The sequence below is a fragment of the Streptomyces sp. NPDC022552 genome (genome assembly GCF_055561875.1).
The window spans coordinates 459,894-479,178 of sequence record NZ_JBVHGJ010000001.1 but is presented as its reverse complement, the minus strand read 5'-3'; the positions used below and the strand labels follow the sequence as shown (position 1 = coordinate 479,178).

Below are 19,285 nucleotides of genomic sequence, written 5' to 3'. Positions count from 1 at the left end.
TTGTCGCTGTAGGCGAACCCGTACGGCGAGGTGGCGTCCTTCTTCGCGTCCGTCATGAACGCGGCCGGGATCACCAGGACGGGTTCGGCGCCCTCGCCGTAGAAGCGGACCGAGCCGTCCTCGCCCGCCTTCGGCGTGAGGCCGCCGGAGTCGAGGGTGAAGGTGAACGAGACCGGCCCGGTGGGCCGTTCGTCCAGGACGATGTTCTCCTTGACCCGCCCGGGACCGACCTCGTACGACAGGTCGGCGCCCGCCACCGCGTCCTTGTAGGTGACGGTGCTGCCCTCGGCCGTCGGCGCGAGCCTGCCCGCGCCCTCCAGGCCGAGCGTCACCGCGTGCCCGTCCCCGGTCTCGAACTTCAGCAGACGGCGCGCGTCGGAGCCGAACCAGCTGCGGGCCGCGTTGGTCGTGTTGCCGAAGGTGAATCCGCCGGCGTCCGTCGCGCGGACCGTCGGGTCGATGTCCCGCCACGACTTCCCCGCGCGGTACCCCGTCGGCACGGCCGACACCTCGGCCTGCACCCGGCCGTCGGAGAGCTGCCAGTACCGTGCGTTGGCCGTGCGTCTGCCCGTCAGCTCCGCGACACGCTTCGCCTTCGGGGCCGCCTTGCCCTTCGGCAGCGACTCGCGGGTCGGGAGGGCGGGAGTGCCACCGGTCGACGGCTGTGCCGGCCGGCCGGCCTCGCCTTCGTCCTCGTCGGAGAACCACCCCTTGAGGGTGTCGAAAACACCCTCGCCCCCACCGTCCGAAACCGGCGCGGCATAAGCCACGTTCGGGACTACGGAGACGGTGACCGCCGAAGCCACAAGGCAGGCTATTGCCCGCCCGAATCTCACTTTCACGCCAATCCCTTCATCCGCGCCCTCTCGCACGCACGCGAAAAGGGCGCACAGGTGCGCCGGCGCGGGTACTTCCGTCGTCGGTCGCACTGACCTCGAACGGAGCAATTCCGGGCACGCCGAACGAGACCCGCTCCGGTCTTGGCGGGAGGCTTTCTAATCAAACGCCGACTGCACTGTCAACCGACTTCAGAATTGGGACATTTGACGAGGTGACAGGGGCTGGACGAAGCCGGAACGGGGGTCGGAAGGAGGCCGTTCGCCCGATATCTCCGCGCCCTGGTATTCCTCGATTCGGATGGTGTATAACCCTGCCGAATTCCCATCGACCGAGAGCGCGGACCCATGGCAAGCACAGAAGAATCGCCGAATCCGGAAGTGCCGGACCGCACGGGGATCGCCGTCGCCGCCGCGCTGTTGCTCGGGTGCGCGGCGCTCGTCGCGTACGGATTCGCCGGTGGCGGCGAGGACCGGGCGCCGCGGCGGGCCGCGACGGAGACGGTCGGCGTGACATACGAAGTACTCGGCGAGGGCACCGCCGACATCACCTACCGGGGCGGGGGCGACGGCGACCGGGCGGAGTCCGTCCGGGGCGCCCGGTTGCCGTGGCGCAAGACCGTGGACGTACCGCGGGGCGCCGCGCCGCTCGTGAACATCGCCCTCGGCGAACGCGGCGGCAGCGCGAGCTGTGCCCTCACCGTCGACGGCCGCCACGTCCAACGCGCCACAGCGTCGGGCGCGTTCGGCCGCAGCACGTGTACGGGAGCGGCGCCGGCCGGGAAGTGACGGCAGCGGACGACCATCGGGGCGAGTCGGGGGGCTCGCCCCGGTCGGGTGGCACGGCGTCAGGCGCGGTCGGCCGACCGTGCCGGCGCTCACCGGTCCCGGGCGCCGGCCGGTGGATCATGTTCTCGGGCCACCCCCTGGCCCGTGCGGGTCTCCGTGGCCGCCTTTGCCGTCGGCCCGGCGTGCTGGACCGCCCCTCCGCCCGGAAGGAGCATCCGAGGATGCGCAAGCTGCTGGTCGACGCGGCCCACACGCTGGTCCCGCCGAAGGGCGACCGGCACGGGCCGTTGCCGCCGCTCCTGCTCACGCTGACGGTGGTGACCGGCCTGGTGGACGCGGTGAGCTATCTGGGGCTCGGGCATGTCTTCGTGGCCAACATGACCGGCAACGTGGTGTTCCTGGGCTTCGCCCTGGCGGGCGCCGAGGGCTTCTCCGCGCCCGCCTCCCTCACGGCGACGGCGGCGTTCCTCGCCGGCGCGGTGGCCGGCGGCCGCTTCGGCAGCCGGTTCACGGCGCACCGCGGGCGACTGCTCGCCGCGGGCACCGCCCTGCAGGCGCTGCTCGTCGCCGCGGCGCTCGTCACCGCGGTCGTGGCGCGGGACAAGGTGAGCGAGCCGGTCCAGTACGCCCTGATCGTGACGCTCGGCGTCGCCATGGGGCTTCAGACCGCGGTCGCCCGGCGGCTCGGTGTCCCGGGCCTGACCACGACCGTGCTGACGCAGACGCTGACCGGACTGGCCGCGGACTCCACCGCGGCCGGCGGAACCGCGCCCCGACCGGGCCGCCGGTTGCTGTCCGTGCTGGCCATGTTCCTCGGCGCCCTGGTGGGCGCGCTGCTCCTCCAGGTCGGGCGGCTCGCCCTCGGCCTGGCGGTGACGCTGGCGCTGTTGCTGGTCACCGCGCTGGCCATCAGACGGCTGTCGGCCACCGACGCATCCTGGATCAGGCCATAGCTTCCCGTACGGGAAGCGCCGCCTCCCGTACGGGATGCTTGCTCAGGATCGAGACGCGGTTGAACGCGTTGATGGTGATAGCCACCCAGATCACCGCGGACAGCTCGTCGTCGTCGAGGACCTCGCGGGCCGCTTCGTAGGCCCGTTCCTGCGCGAAGGCGTCGGCGGGGTCGGTCGTGGCCTCCGCCAGGGCGAGGGCCGCGCGCTCCCGCGCGGTGAAGAGCTCGGTGTCCCGCCAGGCGGCGAGCACACCGAGACGGCGGGGCGTCTCGCCGGCCCGGAGCGCGGCCCTCGTGTGGACATCCAGGCAGGAGGCACAGCCGTTGATCTGCGACACGCGGAGGTTGACCAGCTCCACGAGGACGCGGTCGAGGCCCGCCTCAGCGGCCGTCGCGCGGACGGTCTCGGCCGTCCGGACCAGCGCCTGGTAGGCCGCCGGGCTCTGCTTGTCGAGGTAGACCCGCCTGCCCGTGGGGACCTGCGCCATGTCGCTCACCGCTCGCTCCTTCGCCGCCGACCCGTGCGCGTCACGGGTGTGAGCGCTATTATCGTCCATGATTGTTGAAAACGAAACTACATGAGAGGGGTCGGGCATGGGCGACACGGCGATAGAGGTCCTCTCCGCACGGGACGTCCCCCTGGGCGGCCCGCGCGCCATGACCGTACGGCGCACACTCCCCCAGCGGTCCCGGACGCTGATCGGGGCGTGGTGCTTCGCCGACCACTACGGCCCCGACGAGGTCGCTGAGTCCGGGGGCATGGACGTCGCTCCCCACCCGCACACCGGACTGCAGACGGTGAGCTGGCTCTTCAGCGGGGAGATCGAGCACCGCGACAGCCTGGGCAGCCACGCGCTCGTACGGCCCGGGGAACTGAACCTCATGACCGGCGGGCACGGCATCAGCCACTCCGAGGTCTCCACGCCCGGTACGACCGTCCTCCACGGGGTGCAGCTCTGGGTGGCGCTGCCCGACGAACACCGCCACGCCGACCGCGACTTCCGGCACCACGCCCCGAAGCCGGTGCGGCTGGAGGGCGCCGAACTCCGGGTCTTCCTCGGCTCGCTCGCCGGCGAGACCTCCCCGGTGCCCACCTTCACCCCGCTCCTCGGCGCCGAACTCCTCATCGACGCCGGCGCCACGGTCACGCTGACCGTCGATCCGGCCTTCGAGCACGGCCTCCTCGTCGACGAAGGTGCCGTCCGCCTCGCGGGAACCCTGCTGAGCCCGGCCGAACTGGGCTACGCCGGCACGGGACACACCACGCTGACCCTGACGAACGAGTCCGACCACCGCGCGCGGGCGGTCCTCCTCGGCGGAACGCCGTTCGACGAGGAGATCGTCATGTGGTGGAACTTCATCGGCCGCAGCCACCAGGAGATCGTCGCGGCCAGGGAGGAGTGGGAGCACGCCTCCGCACGCTTCGGCCACGTCGACGGTTACCCCGGCGACCGCCTCCCCGCCCCCGCCCTGCCCAACGCCGCACTCACCCCGCGCGGAAACCCGCCCCGCGCCTGATCCCCCGCCCCCTGACCTCCGTCATGTCCGGACCCCCGAAAGGCACATCATGAGCGAGCAGGACACCACCCCCGTCGTCCGGCGTGTCGACCCCCGGCACCGCTACGAGATCCTGGTCGACGACGAGCACGCCGGCCTCACGGCGTACCGCGACCGCGGCGACCGGCGGGTCTTCTTCCACACCGAGATCGACGACGCCTACGCCGGCCGGGGGCTCGCCTCGATCCTCGTCGAGCAGGCGCTGACCGACGTACGGGCCGCCGGAATGCGGATCGTGCCGGTCTGCCCGTACGTGGCGAAGTTCCTCAAGAAGCACGAGGAGTTCGCCGACATCACCGACCCGGTGACGCCTGAGCTCCTCCAGTGGCTGGAGGGGGAACTGGCCCGCCACTGACTCGCCCGACCGGCCGCGTCGCGAGGGTCCGGCTCGGCCCGGCAGGGCACTTCCAGGCGGGTGACAGGGCAATAGAGGACCACCGGCGCGGGTACGGCTGACTTGGCATCAGGCCGTCCGTACCACCGAGCGAAGGAACGCACATCCATGCCGCACATCACCGTGGGCCAGGAGAACTCCACCTCCATCGATCTCTACTACGAGGACCACGGCACCGGTCAGCCGGTCGTCCTCATCCATGGCTTCCCCCTCGACGGCCACTCGTGGGAGCGCCAGAGCGCCGCACTCCTCGGCGCCGGACACCGGGTGATCACGTACGACCGCCGTGGCTTCGGCCGGTCCTCCCAGCCCACCACCGGCTACGACTACGACACCTTCGCGGCCGACCTGAACACCGTCCTGGAGACCCTGGACCTGACAGACACGGTCCTGGTCGGCTTCTCGATGGGCACCGGCGAGGTCGCCCGGTACGTGGCCAGGTACGGCTCGGCGCGCATCGCCAAGGTCGCCTTCCTGGCCTCGCTCGAGCCCTGCCTGCTCAAGACCGACGACAACCCGGGCGGGGTCGCGCCGAAGGAGTTCTTCGACGGCATCGTCGCGGCCGTCAAGGGGGACCGCTACGCGTACTACACCGCGTTCTTCAAGGACTTCTACAACCTCGACGAGAACCTGGGCACCCGCATCAGCGAGGAGGCCGTCCGCAACAGCTGGAACACCGCGGCCCTCGGTGGCTCCTTCGCCGCGTCGGCGGCGCCCTCCACCTGGTACACCGACTTCCGCGCCGACATCCCGGCCATCGACGTCCCCGCCCTGATCCTGCACGGGACGGGCGACCGCATCCTTCCCGTCGAGGGCACCGGGCGCCCCTTCCACAAGGCCCTCCCGGCAGCCGAGTACATCGAGATCGAGGGCGCCCCGCACGGCCTGCTCTGGACCCACGCGGAGGAGGTCAACAAGGCGCTCCTCGCCTTCCTGGCGAAGTAGCGTCACTCCAGTCCGGGTCCACCCCCGCCCGCCGCTGGGCCCCCGCGCCCCCGGACACACGAAAGGCCGCTCTCCCCTGAGGGAGAGCGGCCTTTCGTGCGCTCCGCCGGGGCGACGCGTGTCGGCCCCGTTCGGTTCCGTGATCACCGTCACTCTGGTGATTCGTGGCCCGTGTCAACCGGACGCCTGGTGCCAGGCGTATGCGGGGTGAAGCGAAAGATCCGGGAGTGAGTGTTGACCGTTGAGGAGTTCGAGGCGTTCTACGAGCAGGCGGTCGCGCGACTCACAGGGCAGCTGTACGTGATGCTGGGCGATCTGCACGAGGCTCAGGACGTCGTGCAGGAGGCGTTCGTCAAGGGCTGGAGCCGGCGGCGGCAGCTCGATCGCGACGGGCAGCCGGAGGCGTGGATCCGTACCGTCGCCTGGCGGCTCGCCGTGAGCCGCTGGCGTTTCCGCCGGCGCGCGTCGGACGCCTGGGACCGCGCCGGCGCTCCACCACCGGTCGAGGGCCCCGGCCCCGAGCATGTGGTGCTCATCGAGGCGCTGCGTGACCTGCCCGCCCAGCAGCGGCGCACGGTGACGCTGCACTACCTGTGCGACCTGAGCGTCGAACAGATCGCCGGCGAGACGGGACAGTCCGCCAGCACCGTCAAGACGCACCTGGTCCGCGGCCGGGTCGCGCTCGCCGATCGTCTGCAGCCCCGGAACGTCGAGGAGGACCCCGGTGCTTGATCCCCAGGAACCCCAGGACCCCCTTCGCGAGCTGTTCCGGCAGGCCGCCGCCTCCGGGCAGTCCCGATCCCGTGCCGTACCGGTCGCGCGTATCGCCGAACGCGCCAGGCGCGTGCACCGGCGCCGCCTCGCGGTCGCCGCCGGGGCCGCGTGCCTGCTCTTCGCCGGTGGCGGGGTGACCGCGGCCGCTCTCCTGTCGGACGGCCCGACGCCCGTCGGCCCGGCCACCAGCCCGAGCCCCAGCCCCAGCCCTCCGGCCCAACCGCCGTCGCCCGGGGAGACGACCCGGCCGCCGGCGACCAGCTCGACGTCGCCGACCTCTCCCACCGGCGAGGGCACCCCGGGCGACCCGTCGACCTCCGCGACATGGCCGTCGGGGCGGACGACCACCACGCCGCCCTGACCTCCACCGCCCCCTGGCCCCTTCGCCCTGCGGCCCGCTATGCCCGCACTGACCTCCGCCGTCTGACCTCCGCCACCTCTTCCCGCGACGCGCCGCCGTCGCGCGATCCCCCATGCCTTCTCACACCCACGAAAGTCCGATATGTCTGTGATATCCCCGAGGTCGCGGGAAGAGACGCCGCCGCTCGCCCTCCCCCGCACCACCCCGGAACCGAGCCCCGGCCGCGCCGGCTCGGGCACCGGTCGTCTGCGGCTGAGCGCCGAGGACCGGGACGTCCTCTGGCTCTACCTGCTGACCCGCACAGCCCTCTGGACGACCGCCTACTGCGCGCGGTGGATCTTCCCCGCAGACGCCGACACCCGCGACCCGGGCCCCGCCCTCGCCCCCTTCGAGCGATGGGACTGGGGGCACTTCCTGAACGTGGCGCGCGACGGCTACTTCCCCGCGGGAGACGGTCCGTGGAACGCCGACTGGGACAACCGCGAGGCGTTCTTCCCTGGCTTCCCGCTCGCCCTGCGGGCGGTACACATCGTCGTTCCGCACTGGACCGCGGCGGGGCTGCTGATCTCGTTCGTCGCCGGAGGCATCGCCGTACTGGCGCTCGCGCGGGTCGCGCGGCTGTACCTGCCCGACGCGAAGGCCGGCCGCCGGACGGTACAGCTCCTGCTCCTCTCGCCGTGCGCGGTCTTCCTCGCCGCGGGCTACAGCGAGTCGCTCTTCCTCGCCCTCGCCCTCCCCGCCTGGCTCGCCGCCCACCGCCGCAACTGGCCCCTCGCCGCCACACTGGCCGCCCTGGCCACGACCGTACGCATCAGCGGTCTCTTCCTCGCGGCCGCCCTGGCGCTGCACTTCGTCCTGACCGCCCGCACCCGCACCGACTGGGGACGGCTGCCCTGGCTGGCCCTGCCCGCCGTGCCCGCGGTCCTCTACGCCTGGTACCTGCACGCCCACACCGGCGACTGGATGGCCTGGAAACACGCCCAGGAACGCGGGTGGTACCGCCGGTTCCACGCACCCTGGGAGGCCTGGAGCACCACCTGGGAGTCCGCGTTCGGCCACGTCCAGACCACCGGCTACGCCTTCATGTTCCAGGCCGAACTCCTCACGATGCTCATCGGACTCGCCCTGGCGGCCCTGCTGATACGTCGCCGCCGCCGGCCCGAAGCCGCCTACATCGTCCTCAGCCTCTGGGCCCTTGGCACGTCCTACTGGTACACCTCCATCCCCCGGGCGACCCTCCTGTGGTGGCCGCTGTGGGTCACGCTCGCCGCGTGGAGCCTGCGTTCCCCGCGTTTCAGGACCGCGTACTACTGCCTGGTCACGCCCCTGTCGACGGTGTTCGCCCTCACGTATCTGACAGGGCGTTGGGCCGGCTGACCGAGCAACCCTCGACCGCTCCATCACGTCCTTGGGGACGTGATGGAGTTCTACGACAACGACGAAGAGACCGTGCGCCCCGGGCCGTTCTGGCGCCACGCGCTGTGGGTGGCCGGCATCACCGCCGCCGCGCTGGCGCTGGGTTGGGCCACATCGTCGTTCCGCATCGGACCCGAACGGTACGGACTCCCGGCCGCCGCTCCCGGTGAACTCACGCCGTACCTGACGGCCTGGGCCGCGACGGGCCTCGCGACGGCGACCGTCCTGCGCGCCGCCGCCGCCAAGGTCCCCGTCTACGCCCCCGGCCGTGTCGCGGCGGCCCTCACCTACCTGGGCACCCGCCTCTCCCTGGGCTGGCGCCCGGAGGCGCCCCTCCTCGTCGGCATGGCCGCCGTCGCCCTGATCGCGGCAGCCGCCTGGTCCGCCTTCGCGCTCCGCGCACTCCGACGCCCCCCGCAGGAACCCACCACCGCCGAACGGTAGTTCCGCGCCGGCCGTCACCGGGCGAGGCCCATCCCGCGACCAATCGGGCAGGGGGCGGTCGTCGATGACGTTCTTCATGACGAGGGTGGAGGTCAGGCGCTGCGCCTGAAGCACGTGCGGGACGGCGGCCACGGCCACTTCGAAGGCCGTGACCGTGTCGGAGAATCGGTGGCGCGGGTCACTGCTGTCCTGGCGCGTCCGCGCATCGGACGGCCCGCGTCAGGCGCCGGCCCGGCGCCTGCCCCGCACGCGGCGCGGGTACGGGAAGAGCCGCGGAGGGCGCTTCGCGGCCAGGTCCTCGACCCAGCCGAAGGTCAGCACCAGCAGTCCGGTCAGTGGGATCGCCACCATCAGCGGGAACCACTGGCTGGTCAGCAGCCACTGGAAGTGCTCGTAGAAGAAGCCGACGGACCAGAGGGGGTCGATCAGCGGGATGGCGGCCACCAACGCGGCCTGGTGCCAGAGGTAGACGCTGACCGCGCGTGTGTTGAGCAGACTGATCAGGCCGTTCCAGCGTTCCAGCGGTCGGGGCCACTGTTCCCAGGAGGGACTGACGTGGAGCAGGAGCGCGACGAAGCCGAAGGACCACAGGGCCTGGGCTATCGGCCAGCTCTCGATGTCGGTCGGCACGGTCGGATCGACCGGCCGGGTCTGCAGGTACCACCAGCCGGCCACCATGATCAGCGGCGCGACGGACGGCACGACGTACTGCGGGATCTTCCTGAGCAGGCCCTCCTGGTGAGCCATGCCGAGGATCCAGCAGGAGCCGAAGGTGGCGAAGTCGCTGACGGTCTCCCAGACCCGGCCGTAGAGGAACTCCTGGTCGATGAAGAACGTGTTCATGACGATCGACAGCACGAGCGGCACGGACAGCGTCACCACCGGCATCCGGCGCAGCGCCCACAGCATCAACGGTGACAGCAGGACGAACCAGAGGTACGCGCGGAGATACCAGAGCGGGACGACGACCTGCACCGCCCAGCCCTGCCCCACAAGATGGTCGAAACCGTTCAGCGAGTCGGCGTACGGCGGAGTACTCAGCGGCAGGATCCAGAACAGCAGCTTGCCCCACCACCAGTTGGGGTGCCCCTCGGCGTCGGGCCCTCCGCCGTCGAGAAGCTGGGCGGTGAGCAGGATCGCGCCGAACAGCCACATCGGCGGCAGCAGTCGGCGCAGGCGGCCCCGGATGACGCCGAGGGCGGGCCGGCTCAGCGAACGGGCCATCAGCGCCCCGGCCAGCGCGAACATCACGCCCATGGACGGGAAGACGACGGGCAGCCAGAACCAGCCGAAGTTGTGGTAGAACACCACGCGAACCAGCGCCAGGGCACGCAGCAGGTCGAAATAGCGGTCTCGGCCGCCCCTGGCCCTGGACGGTGCCGTGGGGTGCGCCTCCGGCTCCCGCTCCGGTTCCCGTCGCAGAACGGCGGGGACGCGCAGCCGGAGGGTTTCCTGGGTGCCCCCGAACTCGAAGGATGCGGTCATGATCAGGCCTCCACCGGCGCGGCGACCTCGCCGGTGCGCCGGAGCTTCTGCCAGCGCAGTCGGCCACCGGTCAGCGCCGTGATCGCGGACTGCAACAGGACGATGTACATCAGCTGCCGATAGACCAGCTGCTGGATCGGCAGGCTGATCAGATGCAGGACCTTCTCGCCATCGAGCCGGAAGGCGTACCAGGACAGCACGGCCTGGAGCAGAATGAAGCCGCCCCAGCTGGCGAGGGTGATCGGGGCGTCCGCGAACAGCACGCCGTACAGCAGGAACATGTCGACCAGCGGCGCGAGCAGCGGGGCGACCACGCCGAACAGGACGACGAGCGGCAGCCCGAGCCGGCCGAAGCGCCCGGCCGGGCCGCGGGACGTCACGGCGCGCCGGTGCTTCCACATCGCCTGCATGCTGCCGTAGCTCCAGCGGTACCGCTGGGACCAGAGCTGCTGGAGGCTGGCGGGGGCCTCGGTCCAGGCGCGGGCGCGCTCGGCGTAGACGATCCGCCAGCCGTCGCAGAGCACCGCCATGGTGATGTCGGTGTCCTCGGCGAGGGTGTCGTCGCTCATCCCGCCGACCCGCCGCAGGGCTTCCTTGCGGAAGGCGCCGACCGCGCCGGGGATGGTCGGAATGACGTTGAGCATGTCGTACATCCGGCGGTCCAGGTTGTGGCCGAGGACGTACTCGATGTGCTGCCAGGCGCCGATCAGGCTGTCCCGGTTGCCGACCTTGGCGTTGCCCGCGACCGCGCCGATCGCCCGGTCGCCGAACGGCTGGACCAGCTCGCGCACGGTGGACGACTCGAAGACGGTGTCGCCGTCCATCATCACGATGATGTCGTGCGACGCGACCGCGATACCGGTGTTGAGCGCGGTGGACTTGCCGCCGTTGGCCTTGCGGATCAGCCGGACGAACGGCAGGGCCATCGCCTCGACGATGTCCGCCGTGCCGTCCGTGGAGCCGTCGTCGATGACGATGACCTCGATCGGATAGTCACTGGCGGCCAGCGAGTTGAGGGTGTTCGCGATGCACTCGCGTTCGTTGTAGGCCGGGACGAGGACGGTGACCGGCTCGGTGACGGGTGGTCCCCACGCGTCCCGCCGCCGGGAGCGCCGGGCGTGGAGCGGCGCGAGGACCAGCATCAGCGCGAACCGGCCGAAGTTGAGGAAGCCGACGACAGCCAGCAGCGCGACCAGCACCGGCAGGGTGAGCACGGCGGCCTGGCTGGCCCAGATGTAGCACTTGCCCGCCCACAGCTGGTAGCCGTGCACCGGCACGGTGGCGTCGGTGGCGCCGAGCGCCTCGGAGACGGTGGCGAAGCGGTACCCCTCGCCCTGCAGCTTCTCGATGATCTGCTCGAGCGCGGCGAGGGTCTCGGTACGGTCGCCACCCGCGTCGTGCAGCAGGATCAGCTCGCCCGCGCCGGGCTTGCGCGGCATCGCCGCCTTGACGATCGCGTCGACGCCGGGACGCTTCCAGTCGTCGGTGTCGCGGTCGATGAACGCGGTGAGGTAGCCGTGGGAACCCACGTACTTGATCACCGGGTAGTTCCAGTTGTCGAGCGCCGAGGCGTCGGAGGAGTACGGCGGGCGGAACAGCGCGCTGTGGACGCCCGCGACGCCGGCCAGCGCCAGCTGCGTCTGCGCCAGCTCCCAGCTGATCCGGGCTTCGGACTGGTACACCAGATCGGGGTGGGTGAAGGTGTGCACACCGATCTCGTGGCCGCCCTCGACGATCTGCCGGATCAGCTCCGGGTGGCGCGTGGTCATCGCGCCGGTCACGAAGAAGACCGCGTGGATGTCGTGGGCCGCGAGCACGTCCAGGATCTTCGGGGTCCACTCCGGCGAGGGGCCGTCGTCGAAGCTCAGGACCACGGTGCGGTCGGGGACCCGGTAGCTCACCGGGCGCTCGTTCCTGTCGCCGCGCGCGTCGATGATCGGGCCGCCCTTGAGCAGGTGGCGCGGCACCATCGTCTTGTCGACCGAGGTCGCGATCCGGTCGTCGTGGAAGGCCTCGTTGGTGGCGAGGCCGCGCAGGACGAGGAGCGCGAGCAAGCAGGCCAGCAGGGACAGCGGCATGAAGAAGCGCAGCGGCGGCGCAGCCAGTCGGCGCGGTCTCAGCAGTGACTGCCGACGACGCTGGTGGCGGGACAAGGGCGCTCCTGGAGATGGGTGGTGCGGACGATCAGGCACGCTCGGCCGGCCCGCAGGCGTTGCTCCGGGCGGCACGATGGTCGCGATATGCCGTGGAATGTGGCGATGTTCGGCGTGATGGCCGAACTTTTCGGGTGGGGTGTCGCAGACCGCGCCCTCTAGGGCCAGGTGGGAGACAGGGGTCCCCTGGTGGGCAAGTACGCGGGTTTCGGCGGAATCTCCATCGCCGGGGCGTCCGACTGCATACCGATCAGACTGCTGCCCATGGCGGCCGCCAGGATCGCGCCGACCACGGAGACCGGCCAGCCGAAGCGCCGGAACAGACGGCTGCGCAGGCCCGACTGGTCGACGAACACCGGTGCCGGAACAGGCTCCTGGAGACTGGATTCGGCCACAACGGCCTGTGCCGGGTATACCGGTCCACGCCCGAAGGATGTGGAGACTTGGTGCATCTCGTGTGGCCTTTTTGTGCAGGGACGTAGACGGCTGAAGCGTAGAGCGGACCGTAGCGGATGACCCTGATCGATTGGTGTGCGATATCCGCTTTTGACATGATCCGATCGAATGTCGTAACCGGATCGGTATGTCGGCGGACGTGTCCCGACCCATGAGCGGCCGGTCGGGCACACGCGTCGGAGTGGCCTGAACCCTTCGCTAGGATGACGCCTCCATTCATGTGATCAGCGTTTGACCCCCATGCAAGGGGCGTGCCCAGACATCGCCCCTACGCCCCAAGGAGCCTGCGTGAGCCAGTCCCGCCGCACCTCTCGTCGCCGCGCGTGGACGGCGCTCACGCTGCCCGTCCTCCTGTGCGTACTCGCCGCGTGTTCCGCCGACCCCGCGGCCGGCGGGGGCTCCCACGCCGCCGGGCCCGAGGGGGACGCCTCGCCGACGCCCACCGGACCGCCGGGAACCCTGTTCGACAACTTCAACTACACCGGCGCCGACGACCCTTCCCTCGCCGCGCACGGCTGGGAGATCCGTACCGGCGGGGGCGGCCCGGGGATCAAGGACACCTGGAACGCCGACGGCGCCGCCTTCCCCGTCGACCCGACGGCCAAGGGGGGCAAGGTCCTACGACTGCGCTCCTCCACCGACGGCACCGAGCAGGGCACCACGCAGGTCGAGGTTCAGACCACGAGCCGGAACTTCTTCACGGGAACCTTCGCCGCCCGGGTCCACCTCAGCGACAAGCCCACGAGCGGACGCGACGGCGACCACGTCGTCCAGACCTTCTTCCCGATCTCTCCCTCGGACTCCTCGGAGAACTACAGCGAACTCGACTTCGAGTACCTGCCGAACGGCGGCTGGGGTTCGGTGGGTCCGCAGCTCGACAACGTCAGCTGGTACAAGGCCGACCCGCCGGACCGGGTCCACAAGACCCTCGAGCGGCGCCTCGAGGGCTGGCACACCATGATGATCACCGCCATGGACGGAAAGGTCACCTATTCCCTGGACGGCGAGGAGCTGTTCACCAGCTCCGGCAAGTACGTCCCGCGCGAGCAGATGGACATCCACTTCAGCAACTGGTTCATCGACCTCCCCTTCACCGGCGGCCCGCGCACCTGGGACATGAAGGTCGACTGGGTCTACCACAAGGCCGACGAGGCCGTCTCGCAGGCGGACGTCCAGAAGACGGTGGACGGCTTCCACAGCACCGGCACCGACTACATCAACACCGTCCCGAAGTCCTGACGCCACCCGCTGCACGGTCGTCCCCCTCAACGCGCCGCTCACCGAACGGGAGATCACCCACCACCTGGAGGACCGCCGGCGGACTTCACCCGTGACGCGCCCGCCGAGTTCGGTCTCGCCGTGGGCGCGACCACGTGCTACTGCCGCGCGGGGAAAACGATCAAGGGGCCGCTTCAGATTTCTCTGAAACGGCCCCTTGAACTCCGACTTCGAAAAGTCGGGACGACAGGATTTGAACCTGCGACCCCTTGACCCCCAGTCAAGTGCGCTACCAAGCTGCGCCACGTCCCGATGCCCGTGCCCCCGGTTTGTCCCCGGCGGCGGCGTGCAAGAGAACATTACCCCACTCCGTGCGACGTCGTGGCGCACCCCCTCCCGGGTCGCGGGTGGCATTCGCGCAGGCCGTGCGGGCTCGGGGGAGAATGGAGGCGTGGACAGGATGCCGAGGGACCGGGACACGGAGGGGCGGGCACGCAGTGGGCGGCCCCGGGACGGGCTGGGGCGGCCGTTGCCGTACGGGACCGAGGGGGTGCCACGGCAGCCCGAGGGTGTCGTGCGGACCCCGGAGGCGACCGTGCGCGAGGCGCAGCGGCTCCTCGACGCGGGGATGCCGTTCCATGCGCACGAGGTCTTCGAGGACGCCTGGAAGAGCGGCCCCGGCGAGGAGCGGGAGCTCTGGCAGGGGCTCGCGCAGCTGGCGGTGGGGCTGACGCACGCGGCCCGGGGCAACGCGGCGGGCGGGGCGCGGCTGTTGCTGCGCGGTGCCGCGCGGATCGCCGGGCAGCCCGATCCGTACGGGATCGATGTCGGCGGACTCGTACGGTGGGCCGAGGCGCTGGCCGACCGGGCCGGTGAGGTGACGGACGCCGCCGCCGAGGCGCCGCGACTGCTCGGGGAGTGACGCGGCGCCCGCTGCGGATCACCAGGTGACCGGCAGCTCCAGGGGCGAGCGGTGGATCATGGTCGGCCGCATCACGACCTCCTGGTCCTTCGCGAGCCGCAGCCCGGGGAAGCGGCGCGTGAACAGCTCCAGGGTGAGCCGGAGTTGGGTACGGGCCAGCTGGGAGCCCGGGCAGCCGTGGGCGCCGTGGCCGAAGCTGACGTGGCGCGTGGGGCTCGCGGGCCGGGTGATGTCGAAGGTGTCGGGCTCCTCGTGGCGTGCCTCGTCGCGGTTGGCGGAGCCGTAGGCGACGAAGACGGTGGCACCGGCGGGCAGTTCGGTGCCGGAGAGCACGACCGGGCGGGTGGTCGTACGGCGGAACCCCTGGACGGCGGTGTCGAAGCGGGCCGCTTCCTCCACCGCCCCGGGTATGAGCTCGGGCCGGGCGCAGAGCAGCTCCCACTGGTCGCGGTGGGACAGCAGATGGAACAGCGCGGTGCCGATCAGGGCGGTCGTGGTCAGGTGGCCGGCGATGAGGAAGTTCTGCAGGTTGGAGACGAGTTCGTTCCGCTGGTCGTCGGTGAGTTCACGGGTGCCGGGCCCGAGGCCGGTGTCGGGCGCCAGGGCGGCGACCATCGCGGAGCAGAGGTCGTCGCGCGGCCGGGCCCGCCGGTCGCGGGCGTAGCGGTCCAGGAGGTGCTGGAGGGCGACGACGTCCTCGGCGGCGGCCAGCTGTTCGTCCTCGGTCATCGGCCGGAAGAGGAGCTGTTCGGCGCGGTGTCCTCCGTGCACCGCGGCGGGGACGTCCTCGGGCGCGAAGCCCAGGAGCCTGCCGATGACGGCTCCGGGCAGCTCGCCCGCGTACGACGTCATCACCTCGGTGTGACCGTCCGCGGCGAAGCCGTCGACGAGGCGGGTGGCGACCTCGGTGACGTACGGCGTGAGGGCCGCGACGCACGCGGCGGACAGGCCGCGGTTGATCGGGGCCCGGTGGCGGCGGTGCGCGGGGCCGTCGGTGGAGACGACGGTGGGCCGTTGGCCGAAGCCGCGAGCGAGGACGCCGAAGACGGCGGGCGCGGGCAGGACGTCGGGCCGCAGGGACTGCGCGGAGGAGAAGTCCTCGGACCGCAGCAGCACTTCGCGGACGTCGGCGTCCCGGGCGACCAGCCAGGCGTCGAGCTCGGGGACGAAGGTCAGACCGTCGGCCTGTCGCGCTCGTGCGTAGAGGGGGTACGGGTCGCGCTGCAGCGCGTCGAGCAGCTCGTGACGTGCGTACGTAGTCGGGTCCACGCGGCGCCTCCGGAACGAGAAGGTGCGGAACTCGGGCAGGGGTGAACTGCGTGCTGTCCCGCCATGGTGACCGGACCCTCGTACCCCTGGCTACGCCGCCGAAGCGGCCAGGGCGCGCTCGATCACCGACGTGTGGCTGAGAGAAGGGTCCTTGGCGGCGGTGAGGAGGGTGACGGGGCCCCGAGCGGCGAGGGTACGCAGCCGGTCGAGGGCATCGGCGGCCTCGGGTTCGGCGAGCTCCTCCTCGTACCGCCGGCAGAACTCCTCGTACGAACCCTCGGAGCCGTGGTACCAGCGGCGCAGTTCGGTGGAGGGGGTGAGCGCCTTGGGCCACTCGTCGATGTGGGCGTCGGCCTTGGCGAGGCCGCGCGGCCAGAGGCGGTCCACCAGGACCCGTACGCCGTCGTCGGGTGAGGGTGCTTCGTAGATCCGTCGGACGCGTACGTCGGGGGCTGCGGAATCCATGGGTCCAGGGTGCCGGAGGGGACGGGCGGTCACACCTCGGCGCGCCCCGCCGGCATCAGCGCGGGCAGCAGGACGGAGTCGACGAAGACGCGCATGGTCGAGGCGTCGGCGAACCGCTCCTCGAAGAGCCGCTCGATGCGGAGCATGCCGAGGAAACAGGGAGCGACGAACCCGACCGCCGGGTTGTCCGGGTCGATCTCGCCGCGTTCCACGGCCCGCCGGAGGACCTCGTCGAGCGCGGCGATCTCGGGGCTGATCACGGTCTCGCGGAGCGCCTCGCGCAGATCGGGGTACTGGACGTACGCCTGGCTGACGGCCTCCATCAGCTCGGCGTCGTGGTCGCGGCGGGTCGCGGCGAGGTGGGCGGCCTCGCGGAGGTCGCCGGCGAGCGAACCGGTGTCGATTCCGGCGAAGAACACGCACCGCTGCTTGGACAGGGCGGCCGTGACGAGCTTCGGCTTGGTCCCCCACTGCCGGTAGAGCGTGGCCTTGCCGCACTTGGTGCGGGCCGCGACGCCCTCCATGGTCACCGCGTCGTAGCCGCCCTCCCGGAGCAGGCAGAGCACGGCCTCGTACAGCTCGGTCTCCCGCTCGGGGGTGATCTTGCTGCGGCGGGCGGCTTCGGTCGCGGCCTGCGTGGACATGGCTTCCTCCCGGACAGCTCTCTGCACATACGAGAGTAGGGGGTGCACAATCGAGACGCAAACGTATCGAGACGCTTGCGTCTCGATGAATTCGGATCTAGGCTTCCTCCGTTTGCAGGCGATTTGACGGAAAAAGGGGCCGGGCATGGCTGCCGGGATACGCGGGACACGTCCCACCGGACCGGGGCCGACCGCTACCCCGAACCCGCCGGACAGCGCGAACCCCCCGAACCCGCCGAGCAGCCCGAACCCGCCGTCCGCGTCGCGCAGCGCGAGACCACCCCTGGTGCGTGAGCTGCTGCTCGTCACCGCGCTGTTCCTCGTCTACAAGTTCGGCCGCCTCTTCGCGAACGGCCACGAACTGCGGGCCTTCCACAACGCCGACCGGATCTGGGACGCGGAGCGGTGGGTCCATCTGCCCGGCGAGGGTTCCGTACAGGCCCTCCTGATGCACGGCGAACCGCTCGTCCGGGGCGCCAACACCTACTACGCGGCCGTGCACTTCCCGGCCACGATCGCTTTCCTCGCCTGGCTCTACTGGCGGCGGCCGGAGCACTACCTCTGGTCCCGGCGCATCCTCGCCCTCCTCACCGCCGCCGCGCTCGCGCTGCATCTCCTGATGCCGCTCGCCCCGCCCCGGATGCTCGACGCGACGGGGCTCGTCGACACCGCGCGGGTCTACGGGCCGTCGGTGTACGGCACGACTCCCGCCACGGACTCGATGGCGAACCAGTTCGCCGCGATGCCGTCACTCCACTTCGGCTGGGCGCTGATGGTCGCGATCGGTCTGATCGTGGCGACCCGCACACGACTGCGGTGGCTGTGGCTCCTCCATCCGGCGCTGACCCTGCTGGTGATCGTCGGCACGGCCAACCACTACTGGTTCGACGCGCTCGCGGCGGCGGGGCTGCTCGGTGTGGCGCTCGCGGTCGTACGCACTCCCGGCACCGGCTCAGCCACCCCCGGGCCCCTCCTGCGCGCCGCGGCGGGCCGCCCGGCCGAGGTACTGCGATGAACGGCCTCCAGGGCACCATGATCGCCGTCCTCCTGTCCCTGGTCTCCGCCGCCGGCTACGCGCTGGCCGCGGTCGCCCAGTCCCGGCTCGCCTCGTCCTCCGACGGCGGACGCGGAGCGCTGCGCGCGCTGCTCGCCCGGGGCCAGTGGTGGTGGGCGGTCGGCCTCAACGCGGCGGGCGCGCTCGCCCATGTGGCCGCGCTGCACTACGGTCCGCTGACGCTCGTTCAACCGCTGGGGGCGCTGACCCTGGTGGCGGCGCTGCCCCTGGGGGCGTACTACGCGCGGCGGCGGGTGACGCGGGCGGAATGGCGCGGTGCGCTCTGGACCCTGGCCGGGCTCGTCGGCCTGGTCTCGGTCACCGGACCGGCGACACCGGGCGACGCGCTCAGCCTGCGCGAAGCCCTGGTCGTCGCGGCGGTGACGGCGCTCCTCATCGCGGCCCTCTCCTCGGGCGGGCGGCGGCACGGAGGTGCGGGCTCGCGCGCGCGAGGCGGCGCCGGGCATGGACGCGGAACGGGCCCGGGGCCGAGCCAGGGCCGGGTGCCGGGTCGCGGGAGGGGGCTGGGGCATGCCACGGCCTCCGGGATCGCCTCCGGGGTCGGCTCCGCGCTGACGCAGACGCTCACGGCCGCGCTCGCACGGGAGTTGCCGGGTGGCCCGACCGCCTGGTGGCAGACGGCCTTGATCGCGGTGCTGATCTCCGCCTTCGCGGTGGGCGGGCTCCTGCTCTCGCAGACCGCCTACCGGGGCGGCCTGGCCGCACCGCTGGCCGTCGTGAACCTCTCCAACCCGGCCGCCGCCGCGATCATCGGCGTGGCGCTGCTCGGGGAGACGTTCCGCGCGGGGGTGTGGGGCTGGCTGGTCGCGGCCGCCGCCTCGATGGTGACGGCACGCGGGGTGGTGGTCCTGACGGCAGGGGCGGGGACCCTCCCCGCACCCCCGAATCCCTCTCCGGTCGTCGCCTCCGGACAGCCGCTGCCCTCACCCCGTACGAACGAGGTGACAGCCTCTCCCGCTCCCGCTCCCGCTCCCGCGCCGGTAGCCGGCTGACGGAGGACCGCTGGCGGCTGGCGGCTGAGGGCTGACGGCCTTCGGAGACCTCTCGCATCCCTCATTGGATAGCTGAACTATCCTCAAGGGGCGGAGTAGAACTCCTCGGTACCGGTGTCGAGACGACGGGAACGGTGA

20 protein-coding genes and 1 tRNA gene are annotated in these 19,285 nt (G+C 71.5%); 13 read left to right on the top strand and 8 right to left on the bottom strand.

Features of this window, described 5'->3' with window-relative positions; translation table 11 throughout:
* The first annotated feature begins 1,184 nt into the window (after positions 1-1,184).
* Complete coding sequence (locus tag ACZ3OF_RS02280; RefSeq protein ID WP_467302184.1) at positions 1,185-1,625, top strand: MmpS family transport accessory protein; 441 nt, start codon at positions 1,185-1,187, stop codon at positions 1,623-1,625.
* A gap of 221 nt (positions 1,626-1,846) precedes the next feature.
* Positions 1,847-2,578: a YoaK family protein gene (locus ACZ3OF_RS02275; RefSeq protein ID WP_361666724.1), complete on the top strand. Its 732-nt coding sequence runs from the start codon at positions 1,847-1,849 to the stop codon at positions 2,576-2,578.
* Here ACZ3OF_RS02275 and ACZ3OF_RS02270 read toward each other — a convergent pair.
* Positions 2,568-3,065 (bottom strand): carboxymuconolactone decarboxylase family protein, encoded by a 498-nt coding sequence (locus ACZ3OF_RS02270; protein ID WP_467302810.1) that lies wholly within the window; start codon positions 3,063-3,065, stop codon positions 2,568-2,570. The genes ACZ3OF_RS02275 and ACZ3OF_RS02270 overlap by 11 nt on opposite strands.
* Positions 3,066-3,171: 106 nt before the next feature.
* Between ACZ3OF_RS02270 and ACZ3OF_RS02265 the strand changes: the two genes are divergently transcribed.
* The 7 genes from ACZ3OF_RS02265 to ACZ3OF_RS02235 all read left to right on the top strand — a co-directional run bounded on the left by ACZ3OF_RS02265 (position 3,172) and on the right by ACZ3OF_RS02235 (position 8,468).
* Positions 3,172-4,095, top strand: coding sequence for a pirin family protein (locus ACZ3OF_RS02265; protein ID WP_361666725.1), 924 nt, complete (start codon positions 3,172-3,174; stop codon positions 4,093-4,095).
* Between the two features lie 49 nt (positions 4,096-4,144).
* Positions 4,145-4,489 (top strand): GNAT family N-acetyltransferase, encoded by a 345-nt coding sequence (locus ACZ3OF_RS02260; RefSeq protein WP_361666726.1) that lies wholly within the window; start codon positions 4,145-4,147, stop codon positions 4,487-4,489.
* Between the two features lie 147 nt (positions 4,490-4,636).
* On the top strand, positions 4,637-5,473 hold the full coding sequence (locus ACZ3OF_RS02255; protein WP_467302181.1) for an alpha/beta fold hydrolase: 837 nt from the start codon (positions 4,637-4,639) through the stop codon (positions 5,471-5,473).
* A gap of 234 nt (positions 5,474-5,707) precedes the next feature.
* Complete coding sequence (locus tag ACZ3OF_RS02250; RefSeq protein ID WP_361666729.1) at positions 5,708-6,205, top strand: SigE family RNA polymerase sigma factor; 498 nt, start codon at positions 5,708-5,710, stop codon at positions 6,203-6,205.
* The gene (locus ACZ3OF_RS02245; RefSeq protein ID WP_361666731.1) at positions 6,198-6,608 is read left to right on the top strand and encodes a hypothetical protein; all 411 of its coding nucleotides are present in this window, start codon (positions 6,198-6,200) and stop codon (positions 6,606-6,608) included. The genes ACZ3OF_RS02250 and ACZ3OF_RS02245 overlap by 8 nt, the downstream gene beginning before the upstream one ends.
* A 141-nt stretch (positions 6,609-6,749) precedes the next feature.
* Positions 6,750-7,985, top strand: a complete 1,236-nt coding sequence (locus ACZ3OF_RS02240) for a mannosyltransferase family protein (protein ID WP_467302179.1) — start codon at positions 6,750-6,752, stop codon at positions 7,983-7,985.
* 42 nt (positions 7,986-8,027) lie between these two features.
* The gene (locus ACZ3OF_RS02235) at positions 8,028-8,468 is read left to right on the top strand and encodes a hypothetical protein (protein ID WP_361666734.1); all 441 of its coding nucleotides are present in this window, start codon (positions 8,028-8,030) and stop codon (positions 8,466-8,468) included.
* 219 nt (positions 8,469-8,687) lie between these two features.
* Here the strand turns inward: ACZ3OF_RS02235 and ACZ3OF_RS02230 are convergent, their stop codons facing one another.
* The 3 genes from ACZ3OF_RS02230 to ACZ3OF_RS02220 form a co-directional block, all read right to left on the bottom strand.
* Positions 8,688-9,953 carry an acyltransferase family protein gene (locus ACZ3OF_RS02230; protein ID WP_467302177.1) on the bottom strand — a complete coding sequence of 422 codons (1,266 nt, stop codon included), beginning with the start codon at positions 9,951-9,953 and terminating at the stop codon, positions 8,688-8,690.
* Between the two features lie 2 nt (positions 9,954-9,955).
* Positions 9,956-12,031, bottom strand: a complete 2,076-nt coding sequence (locus tag ACZ3OF_RS02225) for a bifunctional polysaccharide deacetylase/glycosyltransferase family 2 protein (RefSeq protein ID WP_467302808.1) — start codon at positions 12,029-12,031, stop codon at positions 9,956-9,958.
* 233 nt (positions 12,032-12,264) lie between these two features.
* On the bottom strand, positions 12,265-12,501 hold the full coding sequence (locus tag ACZ3OF_RS02220) for a hypothetical protein (protein WP_361666736.1): 237 nt from the start codon (positions 12,499-12,501) through the stop codon (positions 12,265-12,267).
* A 349-nt stretch (positions 12,502-12,850) separates the two neighbouring features.
* Between ACZ3OF_RS02220 and ACZ3OF_RS02215 the strand changes: the two genes are divergently transcribed.
* Positions 12,851-13,801, top strand: a complete 951-nt coding sequence (locus ACZ3OF_RS02215) for a glycoside hydrolase family 16 protein (RefSeq protein WP_361666737.1) — start codon at positions 12,851-12,853, stop codon at positions 13,799-13,801.
* 217 nt (positions 13,802-14,018) lie between these two features.
* On the opposite strand, the gene ACZ3OF_RS02210 is transcribed toward ACZ3OF_RS02215, so the two are convergent.
* Positions 14,019-14,092: transfer RNA gene (locus tag ACZ3OF_RS02210), tRNA-Pro, on the bottom strand.
* Between the two features lie 148 nt (positions 14,093-14,240).
* Here ACZ3OF_RS02210 and ACZ3OF_RS02205 point away from each other — a divergent pair.
* Positions 14,241-14,702 carry a DUF309 domain-containing protein gene (locus ACZ3OF_RS02205; protein ID WP_361667319.1) on the top strand — a complete coding sequence of 154 codons (462 nt, stop codon included), beginning with the start codon at positions 14,241-14,243 and terminating at the stop codon, positions 14,700-14,702.
* 18 nt (positions 14,703-14,720) lie between these two features.
* Here the strand turns inward: ACZ3OF_RS02205 and ACZ3OF_RS02200 are convergent, their stop codons facing one another.
* The 3 genes from ACZ3OF_RS02200 to ACZ3OF_RS02190 form a co-directional block, all read right to left on the bottom strand.
* Entirely contained in the window at positions 14,721-15,971 is a 1,251-nt protein-coding gene (locus ACZ3OF_RS02200) for a cytochrome P450 (protein ID WP_467302176.1), read from the bottom strand.
* Between the two features lie 90 nt (positions 15,972-16,061).
* A complete protein-coding gene (locus ACZ3OF_RS02195; RefSeq protein WP_361666739.1) occupies positions 16,062-16,436 on the bottom strand; it encodes a DUF488 domain-containing protein in 375 nt (124 codons plus the stop codon).
* A gap of 29 nt (positions 16,437-16,465) precedes the next feature.
* Positions 16,466-17,080 carry a TetR/AcrR family transcriptional regulator gene (locus ACZ3OF_RS02190; RefSeq protein WP_361666740.1) on the bottom strand — a complete coding sequence of 205 codons (615 nt, stop codon included), beginning with the start codon at positions 17,078-17,080 and terminating at the stop codon, positions 16,466-16,468.
* 145 nt (positions 17,081-17,225) lie between these two features.
* Between ACZ3OF_RS02190 and ACZ3OF_RS02185 the strand changes: the two genes are divergently transcribed.
* Complete coding sequence (locus ACZ3OF_RS02185) at positions 17,226-18,095, top strand: phosphatase PAP2 family protein (protein ID WP_467302175.1); 870 nt, start codon at positions 17,226-17,228, stop codon at positions 18,093-18,095.
* Positions 18,092-19,147, top strand: a complete 1,056-nt coding sequence (locus ACZ3OF_RS02180) for a DMT family transporter (protein WP_467302174.1) — start codon at positions 18,092-18,094, stop codon at positions 19,145-19,147. The genes ACZ3OF_RS02185 and ACZ3OF_RS02180 overlap by 4 nt, the downstream gene beginning before the upstream one ends.
* Positions 19,148-19,285 lie beyond the last annotated feature (138 nt).